General features: G+C 63.9%; 18 protein-coding genes. 10 read left to right on the forward strand and 8 right to left on the reverse strand.

The window, feature by feature from the left end:
• Nucleotides 1-218: 218 nt before the first annotated feature.
• Nucleotides 219-1,655: a nitrogen regulation protein NR(I) gene (gene ntrC / locus AC1RMG_RS24775; protein WP_047283560.1), complete on the reverse strand. Its 1,437-nt coding sequence runs from the start codon at nt 1,653-1,655 to the stop codon at nt 219-221.
• Nucleotides 1,652-2,737 carry a nitrogen regulation protein NR(II) gene (gene glnL, locus AC1RMG_RS24780; protein ID WP_011058753.1) on the reverse strand — a complete coding sequence of 362 codons (1,086 nt, stop codon included), beginning with the start codon at nt 2,735-2,737 and terminating at the stop codon, nt 1,652-1,654. The genes ntrC and glnL overlap by 4 nt, the downstream gene beginning before the upstream one ends.
• 371 nt (nt 2,738-3,108) lie before the next feature.
• Between glnL and AC1RMG_RS24785 the strand changes: the two genes are divergently transcribed.
• The gene (locus AC1RMG_RS24785) at nt 3,109-4,203 is read left to right on the forward strand and encodes a bifunctional transcriptional activator/DNA repair enzyme AdaA (RefSeq protein ID WP_011058754.1); all 1,095 of its coding nucleotides are present in this window, start codon (nt 3,109-3,111) and stop codon (nt 4,201-4,203) included.
• Here AC1RMG_RS24785 and AC1RMG_RS24790 read toward each other — a convergent pair.
• Nucleotides 4,186-5,598 (reverse strand): MFS transporter, encoded by a 1,413-nt coding sequence (locus AC1RMG_RS24790; protein ID WP_401156009.1) that lies wholly within the window; start codon nt 5,596-5,598, stop codon nt 4,186-4,188. The genes AC1RMG_RS24785 and AC1RMG_RS24790 overlap by 18 nt on opposite strands.
• Nucleotides 5,599-5,755: 157 nt before the next feature.
• Complete coding sequence (locus AC1RMG_RS24795; protein WP_011058756.1) at nt 5,756-6,655, reverse strand: LysR family transcriptional regulator; 900 nt, start codon at nt 6,653-6,655, stop codon at nt 5,756-5,758.
• Between the two features lie 110 nt (nt 6,656-6,765).
• On the opposite strand from AC1RMG_RS24795, the gene AC1RMG_RS24800 reads away from it, so the two are divergent.
• Nucleotides 6,766-8,487, forward strand: coding sequence for an acyl-CoA dehydrogenase family protein (locus AC1RMG_RS24800; RefSeq protein WP_053148615.1), 1,722 nt, complete (start codon nt 6,766-6,768; stop codon nt 8,485-8,487).
• A 35-nt stretch (nt 8,488-8,522) separates the two neighbouring features.
• Nucleotides 8,523-9,710, forward strand: coding sequence for a CaiB/BaiF CoA transferase family protein (locus AC1RMG_RS24805; RefSeq protein WP_401156006.1), 1,188 nt, complete (start codon nt 8,523-8,525; stop codon nt 9,708-9,710).
• Nucleotides 9,711-9,713: 3 nt separating this feature from the next.
• Here the strand turns inward: AC1RMG_RS24805 and AC1RMG_RS24810 are convergent, their stop codons facing one another.
• The 3 genes from AC1RMG_RS24810 to glnA form a co-directional block, all read right to left on the reverse strand.
• Complete coding sequence (locus tag AC1RMG_RS24810) at nt 9,714-10,220, reverse strand: DUF4124 domain-containing protein (protein ID WP_401156004.1); 507 nt, start codon at nt 10,218-10,220, stop codon at nt 9,714-9,716.
• Between the two features lie 68 nt (nt 10,221-10,288).
• Nucleotides 10,289-10,843: a chorismate mutase gene (locus AC1RMG_RS24815; RefSeq protein ID WP_072452100.1), complete on the reverse strand. Its 555-nt coding sequence runs from the start codon at nt 10,841-10,843 to the stop codon at nt 10,289-10,291.
• 137 nt (nt 10,844-10,980) lie between these two features.
• A complete protein-coding gene (gene glnA, locus AC1RMG_RS24820) occupies nt 10,981-12,387 on the reverse strand; it encodes a glutamate--ammonia ligase (protein WP_011058761.1) in 1,407 nt (468 codons plus the stop codon).
• A 331-nt stretch (nt 12,388-12,718) separates the two neighbouring features.
• On the opposite strand from glnA, the gene thiI reads away from it, so the two are divergent.
• Entirely contained in the window at nt 12,719-14,173 is a 1,455-nt protein-coding gene (thiI, locus tag AC1RMG_RS24825; RefSeq protein WP_011058762.1) for a tRNA uracil 4-sulfurtransferase ThiI, read from the forward strand.
• Nucleotides 14,174-14,312: 139 nt separating this feature from the next.
• Complete coding sequence (gene typA, locus AC1RMG_RS24830) at nt 14,313-16,133, forward strand: translational GTPase TypA (protein WP_019093868.1); 1,821 nt, start codon at nt 14,313-14,315, stop codon at nt 16,131-16,133.
• 267 nt (nt 16,134-16,400) lie between these two features.
• On the opposite strand, the gene AC1RMG_RS24835 is transcribed toward typA, so the two are convergent.
• Nucleotides 16,401-16,841, reverse strand: a complete 441-nt coding sequence (locus tag AC1RMG_RS24835; protein WP_026020056.1) for a YkgJ family cysteine cluster protein — start codon at nt 16,839-16,841, stop codon at nt 16,401-16,403.
• 269 nt (nt 16,842-17,110) lie between these two features.
• On the opposite strand from AC1RMG_RS24835, the gene AC1RMG_RS24840 reads away from it, so the two are divergent.
• The 5 genes from AC1RMG_RS24840 to AC1RMG_RS24860 all read left to right on the forward strand — a co-directional run bounded on the left by AC1RMG_RS24840 (nt 17,111) and on the right by AC1RMG_RS24860 (nt 26,572).
• Nucleotides 17,111-19,561, forward strand: coding sequence for a glycogen/starch/alpha-glucan phosphorylase (locus AC1RMG_RS24840; protein ID WP_041115300.1), 2,451 nt, complete (start codon nt 17,111-17,113; stop codon nt 19,559-19,561).
• Nucleotides 19,562-19,766: 205 nt separating this feature from the next.
• Nucleotides 19,767-23,399, forward strand: a complete 3,633-nt coding sequence (locus AC1RMG_RS24845; RefSeq protein ID WP_493170468.1) for a DUF2339 domain-containing protein — start codon at nt 19,767-19,769, stop codon at nt 23,397-23,399.
• Entirely contained in the window at nt 23,396-24,769 is a 1,374-nt protein-coding gene (locus AC1RMG_RS24850) for a DUF3999 domain-containing protein (RefSeq protein WP_493170470.1), read from the forward strand. The genes AC1RMG_RS24845 and AC1RMG_RS24850 overlap by 4 nt, the downstream gene beginning before the upstream one ends.
• A gap of 186 nt (nt 24,770-24,955) precedes the next feature.
• Nucleotides 24,956-25,966 carry a class 1 fructose-bisphosphatase gene (locus AC1RMG_RS24855; RefSeq protein WP_011058768.1) on the forward strand — a complete coding sequence of 337 codons (1,011 nt, stop codon included), beginning with the start codon at nt 24,956-24,958 and terminating at the stop codon, nt 25,964-25,966.
• Nucleotides 25,967-25,969: 3 nt separating this feature from the next.
• A complete protein-coding gene (locus AC1RMG_RS24860) occupies nt 25,970-26,572 on the forward strand; it encodes a DUF924 family protein (protein ID WP_011058769.1) in 603 nt (200 codons plus the stop codon).
• Nucleotides 26,573-26,589 lie beyond the last annotated feature (17 nt).

Consider the following 26,589-nt stretch of genomic DNA (forward strand, 5'->3'; position numbering starts at 1 on the left):
TGCGTTTTCGACGGAGGGCTTTTCAGAGCTGAGGCGCGGGTTGTACCCGGGCTGGATGGCACTGCAGCGCGCCTTCGGGCAGTGCATGCACCCCATCCTGGTGCACGCACATCCTCATCGTAGGAGCCGGCTTGCCGGCGAAAGCGCCTGTGGGCGCACTGCAAGGTTCAAGGGCCTCTTCGCTGGCAAGCCAGCTCCTACATGCCGCGGCCGGGGCTTCAGCCTTCCTCGCCTTCATCCTCGTCGCCACCGTCGACCTTCATCCCCAGCTCCTTGATCTTGCGGGTCAGGGTATTGCGCCCCCAGCCCAACAGGACCGCGGCATCGCGGCGGCGGCCGGCGGTGTGCTTGAGGGCGGTCTCGATCATGATCCGCTCGAAACTCGGTACCGCGCTGTCCAGCAGGTTCGATTGCCCGCGGGCCAGGGCCTGGTCGGCCCATTGGCGCAGGGCCTGTTCCCAGTTGGTGACCGGCGCTGAATCCTGGGGCAGGCTCAGCAACTCCGGTGGCAGGTCGCTGATATGCACCTCGCGACCCGAGGCCATGACGGTGATCCAGCGGCAGGTGTTCTCCAGCTGGCGCACGTTGCCCGGCCACGGCAGGTTCTTCAGGTATTCCTCGGTTTCGTTTTTCAGCAACTTGGGTTCCACCGCCAGCTCCTGGGCGGCGCGGCTGAGGAAGTGCCTGGCCAGGGTCGGGATGTCTTCGCGACGGTCCGACAGGCGCGGGATATGGATGCGGATCACGTTGAGGCGGTGGAACAGGTCCTCACGGAACTTGCCGGCGTGCACCAGGGTTTCCAGGTTCTGGTGGGTCGCGGCGATGATGCGTACATCGACCTTGACCGGGGTATGGCCACCGACCCGATAGAACTCGCCATCGGCCAGAACCCGCAGCAGGCGGGTCTGAGTGTCGGCTGGCATGTCGCCGATCTCGTCGAGGAACAGGGTGCCGCCGTCGGCCTGCTCGAAGCGCCCGCGCCGCAGGTTGGCCGCGCCGGTGAACGCGCCCTTTTCATGGCCGAACAGCTCGGATTCCATCAGGTCCTTGGGGATCGCCGCCATGTTCAGGGCGATGAACGGCGAAGCCGCCCGCGGGCTGTGGCGATGCAGGGCATGGGCTACCAGTTCCTTGCCGGTACCGGATTCGCCGTTGATCAGCACTGTGATGTTGGAGTGGCTCAGGCGCCCGATGGCTCGGAACACCTCCTGCATGGCCGGCGCCTCACCGATGATTTCCGGAGTGCGAGTCAGGGTCGGCGGCACTTCCAGGCCTTGCTGTTCCTGGGCGTGCTGATTGGCGCGCTTGACCAGCGACACTGCCTCATCGACATCGAACGGCTTGGGCAGGTATTCGAAGGCGCCGCCCTGGTAGGAAGCGACAGCGCTATCCAGGTCCGAATGCGCGGTCATGATGATCACCGGCAGGCGCGGGTGCTGCTCGCGAATCCGTGCCAGCAGGTCCAGGCCACTGGCACCGGGCATGCGAATGTCGGAAATGATCACGTCCGGAGCCTGGCGGGCCAGGCGGCTCATCACCCCGTCGGCGCTGTCGAAGCTCTGGGTGGTCATCCCTTCCTGCTGCAAGGCTTTTTCCAGGACCCAACGGATAGAACGGTCGTCATCGACGATCCACACGGTTTCACTACGGCTCATGTCGATGGGGCTCCTTGTTCCAGTGGCAGAAAGATCGAGAACGTGGTGTGGCCGGGATGGCTGTCACATTCGATCAGACCCTGGTGCTGGCTGATGATGTTCTGGGTGATGGCCAGGCCCAGCCCGGTACCGTCCGGGCGGCCGCTGACCATGGGGAAGAAGAGGGTGTCCTGCAGTTCCGCGGGGATGCCCGGGCCGTTGTCGATGATCTCGATCTTGCTCACCAGGCGATGGCGCACGTGGCCGATGGTGAACTGGCGCATGGTGCGGCTGCGCAGGGTGATGCGCCCCAGGCGCATTTCATTCTGGCTGCTGATGGCCTGCATGGCGTTGCGCACGATGTTGAGCACCGCCTGGATCATCTGTTCGCGGTCGATCAGCACGTCGGGAATGCTCGGGTCGTAATCGCGCACCAGGGTGATACAGCCCTGGCTTTCGGCTTCCACCAGGCTGCTGACCCGCTCCAGCACTTCATGGATGTTGGTCAGGGCCAGGGATGGCAGCTTGTTCGAGCCGAGCATGCGGTCCACTAGGTTCCGCAGGCGGTCGGCTTCTTCGATGATGACGTTGGTGTAGTCCTTGAGGCTTTCCTCGGGCAGCTCCCGGGCCAGCAACTGTGCGGCGCCGCGAATGCCCCCCAAGGGGTTCTTGATTTCATGGGCCAGGCCGCGCACCAGCATCTTGCTGGTTTCCTGCTTGGACAACTGGGCCTCTTCCTTGGTGATCCGCAGCAGCCGGTCCCGGGGGTGGACTTCCAGCAGCAGCAAGGTGTCGCCGTTGCTGAGGATCGGCGTCACCGCGTAGTCGACGGTCAGGGTCTGGCCGGTCAGTGCGGTGAGCATGGCTTCGCGCTTGGTGAAGGGGTGCGCCTGCTCCACCGCCTGGCGCAGGGAGCTCAGGGCCTCGGCGGATTCGGTGAACAGCTCGCTGATGAATTGCCCATGGCTGCGCTGGCCGCTGATGGCCAGGAGCATTTCCGCCGCCGGGTTCATGTACTCAAGGCGCAGGTCGGCATTGAGCAGGATGGTGGCGGTGGTCAGGTTGTCCAGAAGCAGGCGGTGCAGTGGGTCGCTGATGGTCATGGGTAGATGGTGACCTCTTTTGAAGCAAGACAATCCGGGGCCGGTCCCGAAGTGCGCGCGCGGCTAAGGCGCTGTGGTGGAGAAAATGCAAAAACCAAACCAAGGCTCCGAAAAGAAGCGCGCATGCCCTGAAACAGGCGTTTGAAGCCTGGTTCTGTGGCGTTTTGCCAGCGCTGGCGGGTATTTTCGAACCAAAATGGGCTGGTATTGGCACCTGAGTGCAAGGCATTGCACCAATATAGTGCATGAATCTGAGCGGCGCTCGATGGGCGCGCCTTGATAGAAGAATCAACGCCCGTTTTTCAGCGGCGCGGGGCAAAGGGCGGGTTTAGAGTGCTCGAACCCGATGCTTCAAGGTTTAGGATGCGGCCATGGAAAATGCCCCTCTGCTGTTCCAGCTTCCCGATGACGACACCCTGTACCAGGCGCTGCTGGCCCGGGACCCGGCCTATGAAGGCTTTGCCTTTGTCGGGGTGAAGAGCACCGGCGTGTTCTGCCGCCTGACCTGCGCTGCACGCAAGCCCAAGCGCGAGAACACGGTGTTCTTCGGCTCCATCAAGGGTTGTGTCGAAGCAGGGTTCCGCGCCTGCCTGCGCTGTCGTCCGCTGGAGCGGGCCGGGGTCCAGGAGCCCTGGGTGCAGACCTTGCTCGAGCAGTTGGGCCGCGACCCGGAACGCCGTTGGTACGAGGACGACCTGGTCGCCCAGGGGCTGGACCCATCCACCGTGCGCCGTGCGTTCAAGCGCTATTTCGGCGTCACCTTCCTGGAAATGGCGCGCCTGCGTCGCATGGGCCAGGGCATGCAGCAACTGGCCTCGGGAGAGCCGGTGATCGAGGCGCAGATCAGCGCCGGCTTCGACTCCGACAGCGGCTTTCGCCACGCCTTCAGCCGCCTGGCGGGCCAGCCGCCGTCGAACCTGCGGGGGCGGGAACTGCTCAAGGTCGATTGGTTGCAGACCCCGATCGGCGTGATGCTGGCGGTGGCCGATGCCCAGGTCCTGCATCTGCTGGAATTCTTCGACCGCCCGGCACTGGCCAATGAGTTGCAGAACCTGCAGAAGAGCAGCGGTTCGAGCATAGGTTTCGGGCGTTTTGCCCCCATCGACCAGATCGAGGCCGAACTGCAGCGTTACTTCGCCGGCGAGGCGGTGCACTTCGCCACACCGCTGGCGATGAGCGCCTCGCCCTTTACCCGTACCGTCTGGCAGGCGCTGCGGGCCATTCCCCTGGGTACCACCTGCAGCTACGCCGAGGTGGCGCGGCAGGTCGGCTCGCCCTCAGCGGTGCGCGCGGTGGCCCGGGCCAATGCCGCCAACCAGATTTCCATTGTCATTGCCTGCCACCGGGTGATTGGCGCCGATGGCTCCCTGACCGGCTATGGCGGTGGTCTGTGGCGCAAGCGCTGGTTGCTGGAGCATGAGCGGCGCCTGCACCACTTGCAGGGTGCATCAGCGAGCGGGCTGTAGCTCGCTGCCTGGCACCGGGTCGAGCCGGGAAACCTTATCCACAGGTGGCTGGGCGCCAGTCTGGCGCGCCAGTTCGTCGGCATCCGCCTGTTCCGCCGTGGACAGCTCGGCGGCGTTATGGCCGATGCGCTTGAGCAGGGCCAGCATGCATGCCAGCGAGACCAGGGCGTAGCAGGCCGAGGCGATGGCCACGCCGATGATGCTGCCGGTGCCATTGAGGATGCTCTGGGCCAGCACCGGCGTGGCGCCGCCCACCAGCAGTGAACACAGCTGATAGGAGATCGACAGCCCGCTGTAGCGCACCCGGGTCGGAAACGCCCGCGCCAGGATGCCGCCCACCGCGCCATAGAACATCGAGTGCGGCACCGTGGCCAGGCACATACCCAGCACCGCGATCCAGTAGTGACCGGTCTCCACGGCGAAGAACATCGCCGGCATCAGCAGCAGCTCGGGCACCACCATCAGCACCATGGCCTTGCGCATGTCCATGCGTGAAACCAGCACCGCACCCAGGGGCTGGGTGATGAACTGCACCACCAGGGCGATGACGATCACGCTGAGGAAGCTGCCCTGGCTGTAGCCCAGCTCCTTGGTGGCCCAGGACAGGGCGAAGGTGCTCTTGAAATAGGTGACGTGGATGATCGGCAGCACCCCGGCCCCCAGCAGTACTAGGCGCCAGTGGTCGCGCAGGACTTCGAGAATCGGCAGCTTGACGGTCTTTTTCTGCTCCATCAGGCGCTTCATGTCATCGGATTCTTCCAGCTTGAGGCGGATGACCATGCCGATGATCACCAGCACCGCCGACAGCAGGAACGGAATGCGCCAGCCCCAGAGCAGAAAGTCCGGAGTCGGCAGGGCGCTGAGGCCGAAGAACACCAGGGTTGCCAGCAGGTTGCCGGCCGGCGAACCCTGCTGGGCGAAGGCGGCATAGAGAATGCCCTTGCCCTTGGGCGCGCTTTCGCTGGCGATGAGGATCGCCCCGCCCCATTCGCCACCCACCGCGATGCCCTGGATGATGCGCAGGGTCACCAGGGCAATGGGGGCCCAGACGCCGATCTGCAGGTAGCTGGGCAGCAGGCCGATGCAGGTGGTGGCCAGGCCCATCATGATCAGGGTGATCACCAGGGTGGTCTTGCGGCCGATCTTGTCGCCCATGTGGCCGAAGATGATGCCGCCGACGGGGCGGGCGATGAACCCGGCCCACAGGGTGAGGAAGGACAGCAGGGTGGCCGTGCCGGGGGGCAGGTCGGCGGGAAAGAACACCTTGCCGAACACCAGGGCGGCGGCGATGCCGTAGGCGTAGAAGTCATACCACTCGATGGTGGTGCCGATGAATGAGGCGATACCCGCCTTGCGGGCTCTCTTGTGGGCAGCGGCATCCTGGGCAGCGTTCATGTTCAATTCCTGCGTTTTTATTGTTATATGCGCCCCTGATCGGGCGCATGGACCTCTGGCAAGGTCCGACCGCTGGGAGCCTATACAGGCAGGAATCGAAAAATATAATGATTAAATCTTATGGTTTGATACGTGATTGCGTATCGCGCCCCAACGCTCAGCGCCCTCCGGCGGCCGGTTTGATCAGGGACTTGAGCAGCCCGAGAAAGCTTTCGGCCGCCGCCGAAGGCTTGTCCTCCAGGCGGATCGCCTGGATCTGCGAAGGCGCGCCGGAGCCTTCGAGCTCGCCGTAATGCACGCCCGGCTGGCCGAGCATGGCCAGGGTCTGGGGCACCAGCGCCACGCCCATCTCGTGGGCCACCATTGCCACCACCGTTTGCCATAGCCGCGTCTCGTGGCGAATGCGCGGGCTGAACCCGGCCGCCACGCAGCGGGAAATGATCAGGTCGTGGTAGTGCGGCGAGACCGCCCGCGGAAACAGGATGAAATCGTCATTGGCCAGTTGCGCCAGGTCGATCCGCGCCTGGGTGGCCAGCGAGTGGCTCTGGGGCAGGCAGCAGAGGAACGGCTCGGCCAGCAGCGGTTCGCTGTGGATGCCGGCGGCGAAGGTGCTGCCATGGACGAAACCGATGTCGATCTGGCCGCGTTGCAGGGCCTGGGTCTGGTCGGCACTGTTCATTTCCATCAGCACCACTTCGGTTTCCGGGTATTGCTGTTCGAAGGCCTTGACCGCCTCGGGCAGCCCGCGGTGCAGGATCGAATTGACGAAACCCAGGCTCAGGCGCCCGGCAAAGCCTTCTGCCGAGCGCTGGGTCAGGTGCCGCGCCTGGTCGGCACGCAGCAGCAGGTAGCGGGCCTCGTCCAGCAGAACCTGGCCGGCGTTGGTCAGGCTCACGGATTTGTTGTTGCGATTGAGCAGTTGGACTTCCAGTTGCCCCTCAAGCTTCTTGATGTCGAAACTCAGGGCCGGCTGGGAAATGCACAGACGGTTCGCGGCCCGCCCGAAATGCAGTTCTTCGGCTACCGCGACGAAGTAGCGCAACTGTTTGAGGTCCATGGCGACTCCGGTTCTACGATATTGATTTCTTATCGTAGTTGATTGATTTTGTATTAGATACTTATCGATGGCGGCTCTAGTCTCGGCCTACAAAAAACAGGAGACGCGCCATGACCGCCGAGCCCCGCCCCATTGAAGACAGCCTCAACATCCCCGACAGCCGCGGCATCAACCTGTTCGAGTGCGACGCCGGCCTGGCCGCGCTGCTCCAGGTCTACCTGCCCTCGGCGGTCTACCAGCAGTGGTTGCCCACCTTGCAGCACCTGGGCGCCCGGGCCGGTGGCGAGCTGGATGTGCTGGCCCTGAGCGCCGACAAGAATCCCCCGGTGCTGCAACCGCGTACCCGCCGCGGCGAGAACCTGCAAAGCATTGCCAAGCATCCGGACTACGTCACCCTGGAACGGGTGGCCTTTGCCGAACTGGGGCTGGCTGCCATGAGCCACCAGCCCGGAGGCCCGCCGCCGCTGATCAAGTACGCCCTGACCTACCTGTTCGTCCAGGCCGAGTTCGGCCTGTGCTGCCCGGTGAGCATGACCGACTCCCTGACCCGCACCCTGTGCAAGTTCGGTACGCCGGAACTGGTGGCGCGCTACCTGCCGCAGTTGCAGTCCCAGGATTTCGAGACGCTGTTCCAGGGGGCGATGTTCATGACCGAACAGGCCGCCGGTTCCGACGTGTCACGCACCGAAACCCGGGCCCGGCTGGAAGATGGCCAATGGCGCCTGTTCGGTGAGAAGTGGTTCTGCTCCAACCCGGATGCCGACCTGGCCATGGTCCTGGCGCGCCCGGAAGACGCACCACCGGGCATGGCCGGGGTGACCCTGTTCCTGTTGCCCAAGGTGCTGCCCGACGGCTCGCGCAACCACTACCGGATCCAGCGCCTGAAGGACAAGCTGGGCAGCCGCTCGATGGCCAGTGGCGAGATCACCCTGGAAGGCGCCACGGCCTACCTGATCGGTGAGGTCGGCCGCGGTTTTCAGCAGATGGCCGACATGATCAACATGTCGCGCCTGTCCAATGGCGTGCGCGCGGCGGGGCTGATGCGCCGGGGGCTGAGCGAGGCGTTGTACATCGCCCGCCAGCGCCGGGCCTTCGGCAAGCACCTGATCGAAATGCCTCTGATGCAGCGCCAGTTGCTGAAAATGATGCTGCCCACCGAACAGGCGCGCTCGATGTTCATGCAGATCGCCAGCTTGCTGCCCCGGGCCGATGGCGGCGATGAGACGGCGCGCAAGTGCGTGCGGATCCTTACGCCGCTGATCAAGTTCCGCGCCTGCCGTGATGCCCGCCGGGTGACCGGCGATGCCATGGAAGTGCGCGGCGGGGTTGGCTATATCGAGGAGTGGAGCGATGCCCGGCTGGTGCGCGATGCGCACCTGGGGTCGATCTGGGAGGGCACCAGCAACATCGTCGCCCTGGACATTGCCCGGGCGGTGACTCGGGAGCAGGCGCTGGAGCCGTTGCAGGGCTATCTGGCCGGGCTGCTGGCCGAGGCCGATTTGCCACCGGCGAGCCGCCGGCTGTTCGATTCGGCCCTGTTGCGCACCGTGACCGGCTTCCATGCCGTGGCGCAGCAGCGCCGGGACGAGCAGGTGCGGCAGGTGGGCAGCGTTCTCTATCACCTGGCCAGCGCCATCTTCATGGCCTGGGAGGCCGCGCGCCAGGGTGCGGACCATCGGCGCCTGGCCCTGGCTCACCTGGTGCTGGTGCACAAGGTGTTGCCGCGCGATCCGTTGGGCCTTGAGCCGGTGATCGATGCCGAGCTGCTGGTGCGCCTGGCCAATGAAAGCCCGCTGTCCCAGGCCCAGGCCATGCAATTGCTGCCGGCCTGAATGGCCGTCCTTGTCCGATCTGCCGGAGTACATCCATGACGTTTGCCCAAGGCGCCCTGGCGGGCGTGAAAATCATCGATCTCAGCCGTGTGCTGGGCGGCCCCTACTGCTCCCAGGCCCTGGCCGACCACGGCGCCGACGTGATCAAGCTGGAACCTTTGAGCGGTGATGAGACCCGGGGCTGGGGGCCGCCTTTCGAAGGTGATGACGCGGCGTATTTTCGCGGCATCAACCGTAACAAGCAGGGGATCGCCGTCGACCTGTCGCGCCCTGAAGGCCTGGAACTGCTGATGCAGTTGCTGGAAGGCGCCGACGTGCTGATCGAGAACTTCAAGCCGGGCACCCTGCAGCGTTGGGGCATCGGTTACCAGGAGGTGCTGAGCCAGCGTTTTCCGGCGTTGATCCACTGCGGGATTTCCGGCTTTGGCGCCGATGGCCCGCTGGGCGGGCTACCGGGTTACGACGCGGTGATCCAGGCCATGGCCGGGCTGATGAGCGTCAACGGCGAAGGCGACGGCGGGCCGTTGCGCATCGGCCTGCCGATTGTCGATATGGTCACCGGCCTGAATGCCCTGGCGGGGATTCTCCTGGCCCTCAACGAGCGCCAGCGCAGCGGCCTCGGGCAGTCACTGGACATCTCCCTGTACGACTGCGGCGTGTCTCTGTTGCACCCGCACCTGCCGAACTACTTCGCCGCCGGCAAGACGCCCAAACGCACGGGCAACGCCCATCCCAACATTGCTCCCTACGACAGCTACCGCACCGCTGGCGAGCCGATTTTCCTGGCGGTGGGCAACGACCGCCAGTTCGCTCGGCTGTGCCAGGAACTGGGGGCCGGCGCGTTGCTGGAGGACCCGCGCTTTACCGACAACGGCAAGCGCTCGGTCAACCGCGAGGCCTTGAAGCAGCAACTGGAGCATTACCTGTCGGCGCACGACGGCGCGTTGCTGGCCCCGCGGCTGATCGGCCAGGGGGTGCCTTGTGGTTCGATCGCCACCGTCGACCAGGTGGTGGCTCATCCCCACACCCGGCATCGCGGGCTGCTGGTGGAACTCGATGGCTACCGGGGCATAGGTTCGCCGGTGAAGTTGTCACGCACGCCGGCCAGCTACCGTACGGCGCCGCCGAGCCTGGGGCAGGACACCCGGGCGGTATTGCAGGGGCTGGGCCTGGATGACCCGACCATCGCCGCTCTGCTGGCCAGTGGCGTGGTGCACGGTTGAGGCTCAGGGGCGGCGGGCCCGCAGCAGAGTGAAGCTGATGGCCGGGCTCTGTTGCAGGACCTTGTCGCCAGCCAGCACCTGCACCGCCAACCGGTGCTGGCCACGGTCGATATTCACCAGCTGCAGCTCGGGCCCCTGGCCGGCCTGGCCATAGGGCTGGCCATCCAGCAGCAGGCGCAGACGGTGGCCGGGCCGCAGGCTGGGCTGCAACTCCACCTGCACGCTGAAACTGCCGTTGTTGGCGCGCAAGGCACCGTGCTCCGGTACGCCGCTCAGTTGCAGCCGTTCGTAGGCCAGAAGGGTGCTGGCAGGTTGTGCTGCCGGCGTATGTGGCGCCGGTGTGGTCGGGCTGGGGAGGCGATTCGGCGCGGGCGTTTCAATCTGCCGGTACGAGGTTCCCGGCGGCTGGTCGCTATAGGCGCGATTACCGGCCGAGTCGGTGTACTGGTAGATCTGCGCGCCGGCTGGCAATGCGCTGATCCACAGCAGGCAAGCAATGACGAGGTGCATCTCGCTGATCCTGGCGGGTGCCTGAAAGGCTCCAGCATAGGGCGCTGCTGCGCGTGGCGCAGGCGCCGTTAACCTTTGAACACACATAACTCTGCCGTGGCACGAACCATCGCCAGTCGTCGCAGTGGGTCGCTGCTGCTGGCCTGATTGGCCCGGGCCAGCCATTGCGGGCATTGGCGGTCGGTGCGCTGCGGGCTGAAGTCGGCCAGTTGCTGCAGCAGGCGTTTTTGTAACTGATCAAGTTGGGGGCGGATCTGCCCGGCCAGGTCCTGGCGCGGAGTGTCCGGTGCCCGGCCTTGCAAGTGCCAGGCCGAGAGTCGGGCGTATTGCACCAGCTTGTTGGCTTCGATCTGGGCGGCGAAGAACTGCCCAACCGTTTCTTCGCTCAAGTGATAGGTTGCGGCCTGGGCGGTTGCCCCGGCGATCACCTGTTGTTCCCGCGGGCGGTCTTCCACGGCCTTGTGGCTGTCCCATTTGCTCAGGGCCACCTGATCGGCAATCGCCAGGCGTTCGCCGATGCTCTGCAGCAGCGGGGCGAGGGCGGGCGGGGCGTCACTGGCGCAGGCGGCGGTGGCGAACAGGCTGCAAGTCAGGGCGAGGCACAGGTTGAGGCGTGAAGTCATGGGCGGGCTCGGCTGCTGATGGGGAGACGGCGCCCATGATGCACGCAACCACCCCGGGCAGGGCAAATGCGCGGGCATAAAAAAAGGCCTCCCGAAGGAGGCCTCTTGATCACGCGGCTTGCGCCGGCGCTACCGGATCAGCAGCTGTAGTACAGCTCGTATTCCAGTGGGTGTACGAAGGTACGTACCTTGATTTCTTCTTCGCTTTTCAGGGCGATGTAGGCGTCGATGAAGTCGTCGCTGAAAACGCCGCCTTTGGTCAGGAACGCACGACCTTTGTCCAGCTCTTCCAGGGCTTCCTTCAGGCTGCCGCAAACTTGTGGGATCTCTTTGGCCTCTTCAGGCGGCAGGTCGTACAGGTTTTTGTCAGCAGCGTCGCCAGGGTGGATCTTGTTCTGGATGCCGTCCAGGCCGGCCATCAGCAGGGCAGCGAAGGCCAGGTACGGGTTGGCAGCCGGGTCCGGGAAACGGGCTTCGATACGGCGGGCCTTAGGGCTCGACACGTAAGGAATACGGATCGAAGCGGAGCGGTTGCGCGCCGAGTAGGCCAGCATGACCGGGGCTTCGAAGCCTGGCACCAGACGCTTGTAGGAGTTGGTCGCCGGGTTGGTGAAGCCGTTCAGGGCCTTACCGTGCTTGATGATGCCGCCGATGAAGTACAGGGCGGTATCGGACAGGCCGGCATAGCCTTCACCTGCGAAGGTGTTCTTGCCGTCTTTCCAGATCGACATGTGGACGTGCATGCCCGAGCCGTTGTCGCCGTACAGAGGCTTGGGCATGAAGGTGGCAGTGCGGCCGTAGGCGTCAGCCACGTTGTGCACCACGTACTTCAGGGTCTGGGTTTCGTCGGCCTTCTTCACCAGGGTGTTGAACTTGACGCCGATTTCGTTCTGGCCGGCAGTCGCCACTTCGTGGTGGTGAACTTCGACGGTCAGGCCCATTTCTTCCAGTGCGTTGCACATGGAGGTACGGATTTCGTGGTCGTGGTCGAACGGTGGAACCGGGAAGTAGCCGCCCTTGACGCCTGGACGGTGGCCCTTGTTACCGCCTTCGATGTCCTGGTCGGACATCCACGAACCTTGTTCGGAGTAGATCTTGAACATGGAGCCGGAGATGTCGGACTTGAATTTCACCTGGTCGAAGATGAAGAACTCTGGCTCTGGGCCGGCGAATACGGTGTCGCCGATACCGGTGGCTTTCAGGTGCTCTTCGGCGCGCTTGGCGATGGCACGTGGGTCACGATCGTAACCCTGCATGCTCGAAGGCTCGATGATGTCGCACACCAGGATCAGGGTCGGTTCTTCGGTGAACGGGTCCAGTACGGCGGTTTCGTCGTCCGGCATCAGGATCATGTCGGAGGCTTCGATGCCTTTCCAGCCAGCGATGGAGGAGCCGTCGAACATCTTGCCAGCTTCGAAGAAGTCTTCATCCAGCGCATCACGAGCCGGCATGGTCACGTGATGTTGAGTGCCCTTGGTGTCAGTGAAGCGCAGATCAATCCATTTGACGTCATGATCTTTGATGAGTTGAACCGACTTCGACATAGTGTCCTCCGGGTGGCTTCGGGCTTGGTGTTGGAGTGCCCTTAGAATGTGGGTGATGCCGGCGCGAATACTCTGCCATGGCAACCTGCCTCACAAGGGAGCAAATTGCATGCCAGTGCCCCGAGATGGGTTTTCTGCCCCAAAATCACGCTTTCTGCGACGTATTGGGTTGAATGCCGGCATTCGGCGCACTGCAATGTAGCGTCTTTGCCAATAAATGACCCGTTTTGGTGCATCGAAAACCTTCTGCACATAAACTGGTTAAACCTTGAGCAATTTCCGCTATAATCCGCGCCCCCCTTTTTCGGCTGGCCCAGCGCGCGCTGTTTTCATGAAACTAATCGTTAAAGTTTTCCCGGAAATCACCATCAAGAGCCGCCCGGTTCGGACGCGTTTCATCCGTCAGTTGGCGAAGAACATCCGTGCCGTGCTCCGCGACCTGGACCCGGCCGTGGTGGTCAATGGTGTGTGGGACAACCTCGAGCTGGAAACCGCCGTCAGCGAGCCCAAGGCCCTGAAGGACATGACCGAGCGCCTGAGCTGCATGCCCGGCATCGCGCATTTCCTGCAGGTCGACGAGTACCCTCTGGGCGACTTCGACGACATCGTCGCCAAGTGCAAGCAGCACTTTGGCGAAGCCCTCCCGGGGAAGGTTTTTGCCGTGCGCTGCAAGCGTGCCGGCAAGCATGAATTCAGCTCCATGGACGTGGAAAAATACGTCGGCAGCCAACTGCGTCGGCAGTGCGGCGCCGCCGGAATTTCCCTGAAAGAGCCTGAAATCGAAGTGCGGATGGAAATTCGCGACCAACGGTTGTTCGTGATCCACAGCCAGCACAACGGCATCGGCGGCTACCCGCTGGGCGCCCTGGAACAGACCCTGGTCCTGATGTCCGGCGGTTTCGATTCCACGGTGGCGGCCTACCAGATCATGCGCCGCGGCCTGATGGGGCATTTCTGCTTCTTCAACCTGGGCGGGCGTGCCCATGAACTGGGCGTGATGGAAGTCGCGCACTATATATGGAAGAAGTACGGCAGCTCCCAGCGCGTGCTGTTCGTCAGCGTGCCGTTCGAGGAAGTGCTCGGGGAAATCCTCGGCAAAGTCGACAACAGTCATATGGGCGTCATTTTGAAGCGTATGATGTTGCGTGCCGCGTCGAGCATCGCCGACCGCCTGCACATCGATGCGCTGGTGACCGGCGAGGCGATTTCCCAGGTGTCCAGCCAGACCCTGCCGAACCTGTCGGTGATCGACTGCGTGACCGAGAAACTGGTACTGCGCCCCCTGATCGCCAGCCACAAGCAGGACATCATCGACCTGGCCGTGGAGATCGGCACCGCCGACTTCGCCAAGCACATGCCGGAGTACTGCGGGGTCATCTCGGTGAACCCCAAGACCCATGCCAAGCGCCATCGCGTCGAGCATGAAGAGAAAGAATTCGATATGGCGGTGCTCGAGCGTGCGATCGAGCGGGCCAAACTGGTGCCGATCGATCGGGTGATCGACGAGTTGGGCCAGGATGTACAGATTGAAGAAGTCAGTGAGGCGCTGGCCGGTCAGATCGTCATCGACATCCGTCATCCGGATGCCGAGGAAGACCAGCCGCTGGAGCTCGCAGGCATCGAAGTAAAAGCGCTGCCGTTCTATGCATTGAACGCCCGCTTCAAGGAACTGGACCCTACGCGCCAGTACCTGCTGTATTGCGACAAAGGCGTCATGAGTCGCCTGCATGCTCACCATCTGCTCAGTGAGGGACATGCCAATGTGCGCGTTTATAGACCGAGCTAAGTGCCCGGGGATGTTCGCCTGTGGCTTGCGTCACCGGCCCCCCGACGCCGCCGTCCAGCTGTAACGGCCAGGCCTGAATCTATTGTTAATCGCTGCCAGCATTTGTCAGCACACCGAATCCTCTGATCGAGATACACAAGTGATCGAAAATCTACGCAACATCGCCATCATTGCCCACGTTGACCATGGTAAGACCACCCTGGTAGACAAACTCCTGCGTCAATCCGGCACCCTGGAACGCAACGAGCTCAACGACGAGCGCGTGATGGACTCCAACGACCAGGAAAAAGAGCGCGGCATTACCATCCTGGCGAAAAACACCGCCATCAACTGGAACGGCTACCACATCAACATCGTGGACACCCCGGGCCACGCCGACTTCGGCGGCGAAGTTGAGCGCGTAATGTCCATGGTCGACTCCGTGCTGCTGCTGGTCGACGCTCAAGACGGCCCTATGCCGCAAACCCGTTTCGTGACCAAGAAGGCTTTCGAAGCCGGCCTGCGTCCAATCGTGGTGATCAACAAGGTCGACCGTCCGGGCGCGCGTCCTGACTGGGTTCTGGACCAGATCTTCGACCTGTTCGACAACCTGGGCGCCACCGAAGAACAGCTGGACTTCAAAGTCGTCTACGCCTCGGCCCTGAACGGCATCGCCGGTCTGGACCACACCGAAATGGCCGAAGACATGACCCCGCTGTACCAGTCGATCGTCGACAACGTGCCAGCGCCAAGCGTTGACCGTGACGGTCCGTTCCAGATGCAGATCTCCGCTCTGGACTACAACAGCTTCCTGGGTGTGATCGGCGTTGGCCGTATCGCTCGCGGTCGCGTCAAGCCCAACACCCCGGTAGTGGCCATCGACGTCGACGGCAAGCGCCGCAACGGTCGTATCCTCAAGCTGATGGGCCACCACGGTCTGCACCGCGTAGACGTTGAAGAAGCCGCTGCCGGCGACATCGTCTGCATCAGCGGTTTCGACGAGCTGTTCATCTCCGACACCCTGTGCGACCCGACCGCTGTTGAAGCGATGAAGCCGCTGACCGTCGACGAGCCAACCGTTTCCATGACCTTCCAGGTCAACGACTCGCCATTCTGCGGTAAAGAAGGCAAGTTCGTGACCTCCCGTAACATCAAGGAGCGTCTGGACAAGGAGCTGCTGTACAACGTTGCTCTGCGTGTCGAAGAAGGCGACTCGGCCGACAAGTTCAAGGTTTCCGGCCGTGGTGAGCTGCACCTGTCGGTACTGATCGAAACCATGCGTCGCGAAGGTTTCGAAATGGGCGTTGGCCGTCCTGAAGTGATCATCCGTGAAGTTGACGGCGTGAAGCAGGAACCGTTCGAAAACGTCACCATCGACATCCCTGAAGATTCCCAGGGCAAGGTCATGGAAGAAATGGGCCTGCGTAAGGGCGACCTGAGCAACATGGTTCCGGATGGCAAGGGCCGTGTACGCCTGGAATACAACATTCCAGCCCGTGGTCTGATCGGTTTCCGTAACCAGTTCCTGACCCTGACCAACGGTGCAGGCATCCTGACCTCGATCTTCGATCGCTACGCTCCGATGAAGTCCGGCCACATGTCCGGCCGTCAGAACGGCGTACTGGTATCGGTAGAAACCGGCAAGGCCCTGACCTACTCCCTGGAAACCCTGCAGGCGCGCGGCAAGCTGTTCGTCGAGCACGGCCAGGAAATCTACAACGGTCAGATCGTTGGTCTGAACAGCCGTGACAACGACCTGGGTGTGAACCCAACCAAAGGCAAGAAGCTCGACAACATGCGTGCTTCGGGCAAGGACGAAACCATCGCCCTGGTTCCACCGGTCCGTTTCACCCTGGAACAGGCTCTGGAATTCATCCAGGACGACGAGCTGTGTGAAGTGACTCCTAAGTCCATCCGTCTTCGCAAGAAGATCCTGGACGAAGGCGAGCGTACTCGCGCTGCCAAGAAAGCCAAGAACTGAGTCTTTAGTTCCGGCTGAATGAAAACGCCCCCGGCCTTGCGGCCGGGGGCGTTTTTTTTGATCTGTGAAAAAGCTCGGGTCCTGTCGCCGCTGCCGAGCCTGCGAGGCTGCGCTCGACCGCGTAGCGGTCGTAAAACGGTGTATCTGAAACTCTGCAGTGGCCCGTACTGCGGCGGCTTTGCAGCCGTTCGCAGCCTCGAAGGCTCGGCAGCGGCTACAGGGCGGCAGGGTTAAATGGGGAACGGGGTTGCAGGCGCAGGCCGGGGCTCAGAAGCGTTCCAGGGTCCGGCTGCTGGTATTGGTCGGGCGCACCTGAGGCTTGGGCTTGTAGGCGCAATAACCCGGGCGCGGGCCGATCTTCGGATGGTTGCGGCAGGTGTCCGGGCGCTTGTCATAAATGGTGCACAGGCGGCTTTTCCGATCCAGATACAGGCAGTCGTTGTTGCTCATGCGCTGCAGGGTGAAGATTTCCGACTTCTGGTTGTAGCGCTCGACGATGCCTTCCTTCTGCAGGCGCTTGGCGATGTTCTTCGCCGGCTCGCCGCGTTCGAATTCATCGACGATGCCGATGCGGATCAGGTCCTTGATCTTCACTTCCACCGGCAGTGTGCAGCAGCTGGACATGCAGGAGCCGCACATGGGGGCGGTGTACTTGGCCCAGGTATCGAGACGATCGATTTCCGCGGCGGCGATCAGGTTGGACTTCATCAAGGTCATTTCCGGCAGGTGTTCCAGGGCGCGCGATCATACCGGGACTGGTGGAATTTTGAACGACTTTAGGTCGGATTTTTCTTCATGTGGCGCCGAACAATACCTGGCGGCACGGCAACTGCATCCTTTTCTCCCGCTGGCGCAGAAGACTCCCTGTTTAGCCGAGCCATTTGAAATAGCGCCGAACCAGAGCCTTCGCCTCGTGTCAGACCGACTAGGCTCAGACAATTCCATGCTCACTGTGTATCTCGTCAGAGGTCGTATCGATGACTCAGGAACCCCTTGTTCGCGACGCTGAGGTGGCCGCTTTTCGCGAAGCCGTCTTGACCAAACTCACCTACGCGGTAGGCAAAGACCCGGATCACGCCTTCGACCACGACTGGTTCGAAGCCATTGCCCTGGCCGCGCGGGACCACATGGTCGACCACTGGATGGATCACACGCGGCAGATCTACCGCAAGGGCCAGAAGCGGGTGTACTACCTGTCCCTGGAGTTCCTTATCGGCCGCCTGCTGTTCGACAGCCTGAGCAACCTCGGGCTGCTGGAGGTGGCCCGCGAGGCCCTCACCGACCTGGGGGTGGACCTGGAGCGCATCCGCCTGCTGGAGCCCGATGCGGCCTTGGGCAACGGTGGCCTGGGGCGCCTGGCGGCGTGCTTCATGGAAAGCATGTCGACCCTGGGCATCGCCGGCCACGGCTACGGCATCCGCTACGAACACGGGCTGTTCCGCCAGGCCATCGTCGATGGCTGGCAGCAGGAGCAGACCGAGCACTGGCTGGATTTCGGCAACCCCTGGGAGTTCGAGCGCCCCGAGGTGATCTACTCCATCGGCTTTGGCGGCAGTGTCGACACCGTGACCGACGAGGCGGGCAACACCCGGCAGGTCTGGTGGCCGGCGGAAACGGTGCGCGCGGTGGCCTACGACACCCCGGTGGTGGGCTGGCGCGGGGCCAGCGTCAACACCTTGCGCCTGTGGCGGGCACGGGCCATGGAAGACCTGCACCTGGAGCGCTTCAATGCCGGTGACCACCTGGGCGCGGTAGCCGAAGTGGCCCGGGCCGAGAGCATTTCCCGGGTGCTGTACCCGGCCGACAGCACCGAGGCCGGCCAGGAGCTGCGCCTGCGCCAGGAATATTTCTTCGTCTCGGCGTCGCTGCAGGACCTGCTGCGCCGCCACAAGAACATGCACGACTCGGTGCTCAGCCTCGGCGAGCACGCGGCGATCCAGCTCAATGACACCCACCCGTCGATCGCCGTGGCCGAGCTGATGCGCCAATTGGTCGACCTGCACGGCATCGCCTGGGACGCGGCGTGGCAGATCACCGTGGAAACCCTCTCCTACACCAACCACACCTTGCTGCCCGAAGCCCTGGAAACCTGGCCGGTGGGCCTGATGGAGCGCATGCTGCCGCGGCACATGCAGATCATCTACCTGATCAACGCCCAGCACATCGACTCGCTGCGGGCCAAGGGCCTGCACGATTTCGACGTGCTGCGGGCGGTGTCGCTGATCGAGGAAGACAACGGCCGCCGGGTGCGCATGGGCAACCTGGCGTTTCTCGGCTCCCACAGCGTCAACGGCGTGTCCGGGCTGCACACCCAGTTGATGCGCAGCACGGTGTTCTCCGAGCTGCACAAGCTGTACCCCGAGCGCATCAACAACAAGACCAACGGCATCACCTTCCGCCGCTGGCTGTACCAGGCCAACCCGCAACTCACTGAAATGCTGGTGGAGGCCCTGGGCCCCGAGCTGCTGGACAGCCCCGAGGAACTGCTCAGGGGGCTCGAACCCTTTGCCGAGAAACCGGCCTTTCGCAAACAGTTCGCCGAGCAGCGCCTGCACAGCAAGCGCGCCCTCGCGGCGATCATCCATGAGCGCCTGGGAATCGCGATCAACCCGGCGGCAATGTTCGATGTGCAGGTCAAGCGCATCCACGAATACAAGCGCCAGTTGCTCAACCTGTTGCACACCGTGGCGTTGTACCAGGCGATCCGCGCCGAGCCGGAAACCGACTGGGTGCCGCGGGTGAAGATCTTCGCCGGCAAGGCTGCCGCCAGCTATCACCAGGCCAAGCTGATCATCAAGCTGACCAACGACATCGCCCGTACGGTGAACAATGACCCCACGGTGCGCGGCTTGCTCAAGGTGGTGTTCTTGCCCAACTACAACGTCAGCCTGGCGGAAAGCATCATTCCTGCCGCCGACCTGTCGGAGCAGATCTCCACCGCCGGGTTCGAGGCCTCGGGCACCAGCAACATGAAGTTCGGCCTCAATGGCGCGTTGACCATCGGCACCCTGGACGGCGCCAACGTGGAGATGTGCGAGCAGGTCGGCGCGGAGCACATGTTCATCTTCGGCCTCAGTGCCCAGCAGGTGGAGGCGCGCAAACGCAATGGCGAGTTCAGCGCGGTGCCGGACATCGCCGCCTCCCATCGGCTGAACGACGTGCTGCAGGCGATTCGCGGCGGGGTGTTCTCCCCGGACGATCCGTCGCGCTATACCGCGCTGATCGATTCGCTGATCGATTACGACCGGTTCCTGGTCTGCGCCGATTTCGACGCTTACTGGAACGCCCAGGCTCGGGTCGAGGAGCGCTGGCACGACTCCAAGGAATGGTGGCGTTCGGCGGTGCTCAACACTGCGCGCATGGGCTGGTTCTCTTCGGACCGGACCATCCGTGAATACGCTACGGAGATCTGGAAGGCCCTGGAATGAGGCCCCTGAGAAAATTCTAGAAGTGTGTACAAGGCCCAGCGTTTGTTGGGCCTTGCCGATATACTGGGCAGCGTTTTGCCTCCCCGGCGGTGTCTTTTGGCTGGTGTCCGGCTTCCAAGCGGGGAGGGGCCTTTACCGGTTTACCGGCGCGGGCACCCATACGGTTGCACCCGTCCGTCAATGGACTGCTTAGGGATATCGACACATGCAATGGATATTCATGCTGCTGGGAGGGGGACTGGGCTGGCTCCTTGACGAGTCCTTCAGCGACGCCCTGATTGGCGCGGTCTCGGGCTTGGCCATCGGCCTGGCGATTCGTTCCGACGCCTTGCATCGACAAGTTGTCGACCAGCATCGTGAGCTGGAGAAGGCAAAGAAGGCCCTCGCTACCCTGGGCCAGCGCCTTGCCCTGCTGGAAAGCACCGGCGGCCCCGCTGCCGAACCCGCCTCAGAACCCCAGGCCAGCGCCCCGCTGGCCGAGGCAGGCAGCGGCATGAGCGCCGCGCCGGAACTTGCAGACCTTCCCGAATTCATTCTTGAGGAAGTCCAGCCCGTGGAGCCGGCGCCGGCTGCCCCCGAGCTGGTCTGGGAGTTGCCCGCGGCAGCGAGCCCTGCCGCCTCCGTGGAGGCCAGCCAGCCGGTGCCGGAGTCGGTATGGCAACCCCAGCCCCAGGCGCCGGCCCGTGAGTCCGTAGCTGCGCCTCGGGAACCCAACCTGATCGAGCGCGCCCTGAGCGGCGCGCGCAACTGGCTGTTTGGCGGCAACACTGTGCTGCGGGTCGGCGTGGTGCTGTTGTTCCTAGGCCTGGCTTTCCTTCTGCGCTACGCCACCGAAGGCATGGTGGTGCCGCTGGAGCTGCGCTACGCCGGGGTTGCGGCCTGCTCCCTGGGCCTCCTGGGCCTGGGCTGGTGGTTGCGGCGGCGCAACAGCAACTACGCCCTGATGCTCCAGGGCACCGGTATCGCCGTGCTGTACCTGACGGTGTTCGCGGCGATGCGCCTGCATCCGTTGCTCGACCCTTCCGCGGCCCTTGGCCTGTTGGTGGCGGTCACGGTGTTTTCGGCGATCCTGGCCATTACCCAGGACGCCCTCAGTCTGGCGGCCGCTGCAGCCCTGGGCGGCTTTGCCGCACCGATCCTGACGTCCACCGGCGCCGGCAGCCATGTGGCACTGTTCAGTTACTTCGCCCTGCTCAATGCCGGCATCCTGGCCATTGCCTGGTTCAAGGCCTGGCGCCTGCTGAACCTGATCGGCTTTGTCGGCACCTTCGGTATCGGCTTTGCCTGGGGGCTGCGCTCCTACACGCCGGAGCTGCTGTGGAGCACCGAGCCCTTCCTGATCCTGTTCTTTGTCATGTACCTGGCCATTGGCCTGCTGTTCACCCGGCGCAAGCTGCTGGAAATGCCCGACGCACCGGCGGATGACAGCCGCCAGGCGCTGCTGCACTGGTCTGCGCGCAAGGGTGACTACGTCGACGGCAGCATGCTCTTCGGCCCGCCCCTGGTGGGCTTCGGCCTGCAACTGGCGCTGGTCCAGCACCTGGAGTTCGCCGCTTCCTTCAGTGCCCTGGCCCTGGGCCTGACCTACATGGTCCTGGCCCGGCTACTGATGGGCGGCCGCGCCCTGTTGCTGGGTGAAACCTGCCTGGCCCTGGGCGTGATCTTCGCCAGCCTGGCGATCCCTCTAGGCCTGGATGCGCGCTGGACCTGCGCCGCCTGGGCCGTGGAAGGGGCGGGAATCTTCTGGCTCGGCCTGCGCCAGCAACGGCCGCTGGCCCGGGCGTTCGCCCTGCTGCTGCAACTGGGGTCGGCCCTGGCCTTCCTCAGTAAGCTGCAGCCTGGCGCTACCAGCCTGCTGGATGGCGCGCCGCTGGGGGCGTTGCTGCTGGGCGTCGCGCTGCTGTTCAGCTTCGACCAGTTGCGGCGGGCGCAGAAGACCCAGGTAGCGAGCTGGGAGCAGGGCATTGCGCCGATCCTGGCGGTGGCCGGGCTGGCTTTCCTGTACCTGCTGGCGCCGTTGTTCCTGTTCACCCAGGGCACCGCCATCAGCTGGGCGGTGGCCGGGTTGGCGACGCTGTTTGTCGGCCTGCGCCTGCAATCGCGGACGTTCCTGTTCACCGCCTTCGCCGTGCAGCTGTTGGGCGGTGCGCTGTTCCTGATGCGCCTGCAAGGTGCGGACGGTGATGCCGGTGCGGTGTTCAACGCCGGCTGGAGCGGGCTGATGAGCGCTTCGCTGATTGGCCTGGCGCTGATCGGCGGCATGCTCATGGCAGCCCGCAATGACATGGTGCGCAGCGATCCGCGGCTGCTGCGGGGCTTGTCCCTGGTACTGCTGGCCGGCCTGATGATGATCAACCTGGCGGTGCTGTTCGTCCTGCCCTGGAGCACGGCCAGTGGCGTCTGGGCCGCCAGTGGCCTGCTGATCATCTGGCTCAGCCTGTATCTGCAGCAGCGGGCCAGCTTTGTCTTCGGCCTGGTGCTCCAGGTGATTGGCGGCAGCACTTTCCTGCTGGCCGGTTCGGGTTGGTATTTCGTGGCGACGGACGCTGCGCGGCCTCTGGCCAATGGCGATTTCTGGACGCCGATGGTCCTGGCCCTGGCGGCCCTGGTGGGCGCCTGGCGCCTGCAGCGGGGCAACCATGGTTCGGCCTTCGATACCTTGAGCCTGGGCCATCTGTCCGATCTGTTGCTGGCCTGGGGCGCCTGCTGGTGGGCCTTTACCTGGCTCAAGGAAGTGCTGCGCTTCGCCCCGGCCCATTGGCAGGCCAGCCTGCTGTTGCTGATCAGCGCGGCTAGCGTGTTGCTCTGGGCGCTGCTGGCGGTACGTTTGAAATGGTCGTCCCTGGGCCTGTTGTGCAGCCTGTTGATACCAGCCGCGGGTCTGGTGCTCCTGGCTTCCTGGGCTCCGCGCTATCACCCGGCGGCGGATTTCGGCTGGCTGGCCTGGACCCTGTTGTTCGCCGTGCACTTCTTCAGCCAGCGGCGCCTGGTGTCGCAGCTGCCGGCACGGGTGGCGAGCATTGCCCATGTGCTGGGCTGCTGGTTGCTGATCGGCGTGCTGGCGCTGGAGCTGCGTTATGGCCTGCTGCTGTTGTCCGAGCAGTACAACGCCTGGCGCTGGCTGGGCTGGGCGATCCTGCCGAGCCTGTACCTGGTGGCGATGGCCGCGCCGCGCGCCTGGCCGTGGCCGGTTTCTGCCCACTCCCGCGAGTACCGCCTGTATGCCGCGCTGCCCCTGGCGGTGCTGATGCTCGGCTGGTTCTGGCTGGCGAATATCTTCAGCGATGGCCGGGCCGAACCACTGCCTTACCTGCCGCTGCTCAACCCGCTGGAACTGGGGCTGCTGTTCGCGCTGTTCGGCGTCTATGTCTGGTCGCGCAGCGCGGTGCGGGAACTGGCGATCCGTGCCGACTACGCCGAGCGTGCCACGCAACTGGTGGCGGGGCTGTCGCTGTTCGCCTTCTTCACCGTGCTGGTGATGCGGGCGGCCCACCATTGGAGCGGCGTGCCGTTCCAGGCGGATGCGTTGCTGGAATCGATGATGGTCCAGGCCGGGCTGTCCATCGTCTGGACCCTGATTGCCCTGAGCCTGATGATCGGCGGCCACCTGCGTCATCGCCGTGAAGTCTGGCTGATCGGCGCAGTGCTGATTGCCGTGGTGGTGGCCAAGCTGTTCCTGGTGGAGTTGAGCAACCGTGGCGGGCTGGCGCGGATCGTCTCGTTCATCGGGGTGGGAGTATTGCTGCTGGTGGTGGGCTATTTCGCCCCATTGCCGCCCAAGCGCGCCGAGGCGCAAGCCGAGCCCGGCAAACCGTTGAATGAAGGAGTGTCATCGTGAGTGTGAAGCTGAGCCTGGGCTGGTTGGGGGCTGTGGGCCTGTGTGTGGCGTTGTCCGCCGTGGCCCAGGACAAACCGGGGGACTTCAAGTCCCTGGCACCCCTGAGCCTGAGCGGCGAGGGGCCCTGGTATCGCCTGGAACTGCCGTTGGCGGTGCAACTGCACGCCAGCCAGACCGACCTGCGGGATATCCGTGTGTTCAACGCTGCCGGTGAGCCCCAGGCCTATGCCCTGACGCGCCAGCAGGCGCAGACCACCGAGCAGCACACGCTCAGCGATGTGAAGTGGTTCCCGTTGTACAGCTCGGCAGATGCCGCCGACAGCACCCCCAGCGTGCGGGTGCAATCCACCACCAATGGCACGCTGGTGGAGGTTCAGCCCTCCACTCAACTGGAGGCCGGCGAGGAGGTCCTGCGTGGCTGGTTGCTGGATGCCAGCGCAATCAAGGCACCGTTGCAGCAACTGGTGCTGGACTGGACCAGCGAACGCGACGGCTTCCAGCGGTTCAGCATCGAAGCCAGCGACGACCTGCAACACTGGCAGCCCTGGGGCGAAGGCCAGGTGGCGCGCCTGTCGTTCGCCGACGAGCGGGTCGAACAGCATGAAGTGGCCTTGCCCGGGCAGACGGCGCGCTACCTGCGCCTGTTATGGAACACCCCGCAAACGGCGCCGGTGCTGACTTCGGCGCAATTGCAAAGCAGTACCACCAGCAGCCTGCCATCGCCGCTGGTGTGGTCGCAGCCCCTGAAGGGCAGCAGTGCCAAGGCCGGCGAGTACACCTGGCAGCTGCCCATGGGTTTGAACCTGGAACGGGTGCGCATTGCCCTGACCCAGGCCAACAGCCTGGCTCCGGCCACGCTTTATGGGCGCCGAGAAAGCACCCTGCCGTGGCAGCCCCTGGGCAATGGCCTGCTGTACCGCCTGACCCAGAATGGCCAGGACGTGCAGCAGAACGAACTGCAACTGCCGGGGCAGACCGTGCAGCAACTCAGGCTGGTGGTGGATGAACGTGGTGGCGGCCTGGGCGCCGAGGCCCCGAGCCTGGAGTTCGCCGTGCGTGGCACCCAACTGGTGTTCCTGGCTCGGGGAGCCGGCCCTTACACCCTGGCCCTGGGCAACCCCACCGCGAGCGCGGCCAACCTGCCGCTGGCGACCCTGATCCCCGACTACAGTGCGCAACGCCTCAAGCAGTTGGGCCAGGCCAAGGTCGAGGGTGCGGCGCAACTGGCCTCGGCCACTGTCGCTCCTGCCGCTGCCGTGGCGGCAGGCGGGCCGGACTGGAAGAAGATCGGCCTGTGGGCCGTATTGCTTCTCGGGGTGCTGGCCCTGGCCGGCATGGCCTTCAGCATGTTGCGCAAACCCGCGGCCTGAGGCGGGCAGGTGTGGCGAGGGACCAAGCTCCCTCGCCACCAAGGTCCATCGTGCCCGGGGTTTTTGACTACGCTGAAACCGGCGCCTGAACTCTAACTGGCGGTTCCCTGTCTGAGAGGAGGAAATGCGCCTCGACTCGCGTTAAACTGCGCGGGTTTTTAGCCCCCCATTCCTCCGGAGCCTTCCATGTCCCGCGTTACCCTGAGTCGCTATTTGATTGAGCAGACCCGCAGCAACAACACTCCTGCCGATCTGCGCTTCCTGATCGAAGTGGTGGCGCGTGCTTGCAAGGAGATCAGCCACGCCGTTTCCAAGGGCGCCCTGGGCGGTGTCCTGGGCAGCATGGGCACGGAAAACGTGCAGGGCGAAGTGCAGAAGAAGCTCGACGTGATCTCCAACGAGATCCTGCTCGAAGCCAACGAATGGGGCGGCCACCTGGCCGGCATGGCGTCCGAGGAAATGGACAATGCCTACCAGATCCCGGGCAAGTACCCCAAAGGCGCCTACCTGCTGGTATTCGACCCGCTGGACGGCTCCTCGAACATCGATATCAACGCACCGGTCGGCACCATTTTCTCGGTACTGCGCTGCCCGAACGAGTACCTGAGCCAGAACGAAGCCCTGAATGAAAAGGCCTTCCTGCAGCCGGGCACCCAGCAGGTCGCTGCCGGTTACGCCATCTACGGCCCGCAGACCATGCTGGTGCTGACCCTGGGCGACGGCGTCAAAGGCTTCACCCTGGACCGCGAAATGGGCAGCTTCGTCCTGACCCACGAAGACATCAAGATTCCGGAATCCACCCAGGAATTCGCCATCAACATGTCCAACGAGCGTCACTGGGAAGCCCCGGTCAAGCGCTACGTGGAAGAACTGCTGGCGGGCGACACCGGCCCGCTGAAAAAGAACTACAACATGCGCTGGGTCGCGGCGATGGTGGCTGACGTGCACCGTATCCTGACCCGTGGCGGCCTGTTCATGTACCCACGGGACAGCCGCGAGCCGGAAAAACCGGGCAAGCTGCGCCTGATGTACGAAGCCAACCCGATGTCGTTCCTGGTGGAACAGGCCGGCGGCGCGTCCACCGATGGTCACAAGCGCATTCTCGACATTCAGCCTGAAGGCCTGCACCAGCGTGTGGCGGTGTTCCTCGGCTCGAAGGAAGAAGTGGCCCGCGTGACCGGCTACCACAAGGAATAAATCATGAGCGCGCCCTGGCAGCCTCTGCTTGATTGGTGGTTCGGTTCAGCCGAAAAGCCGGCGGAGATTGTCGCTGCCAAGGGCCGGTTGTGGTTTGGCAAGCGCGACAGCCAGGACCTCGAAGCGCGTCAGCGTTTCGCCGGCCTGGTGGAGCAGGCCCTGGCTGGCGGTTTGACCGAATGGGCGCAAAGCCCCCAAGGTTGGCTGGCCATGGTGCTGTTGCTCGACCAACTGCCACGGATGATCTATCGCGACACTCCCAAGGCATTTGCCGGCGACCTGCGTGCCCAGGCACTGGTGGCCCAGGGTATCGCCGCGGATTTTGACCGGCGCCTGCCGGCCATGCAGCGCTGCTTCATCTACCTGGTGTTCGAGCACTGCGAAAACCTGGCAGTGCAGAATGAGAGCGTTTCACGCTTTACCGCCCTGCACGATGAACAGCCAGCGGACGAGCGTGCAGTGTTTGCCGACAACCTGGACTACGCCGAACGGCACCAGAAAGTCATTGCCCGCTTTGGGCGCTTCCCCCATCGCAATGCCATCCTGGGCCGCGAATCCACGGCCGAGGAACTGGCTTTCCTGCGCGAGCCCGGTTCGCGTTTTTAAGAGCGCTTTCGCCGGCA

This window comes from Pseudomonas sp. GW822-FHT04H02 (assembly GCF_058800645.1).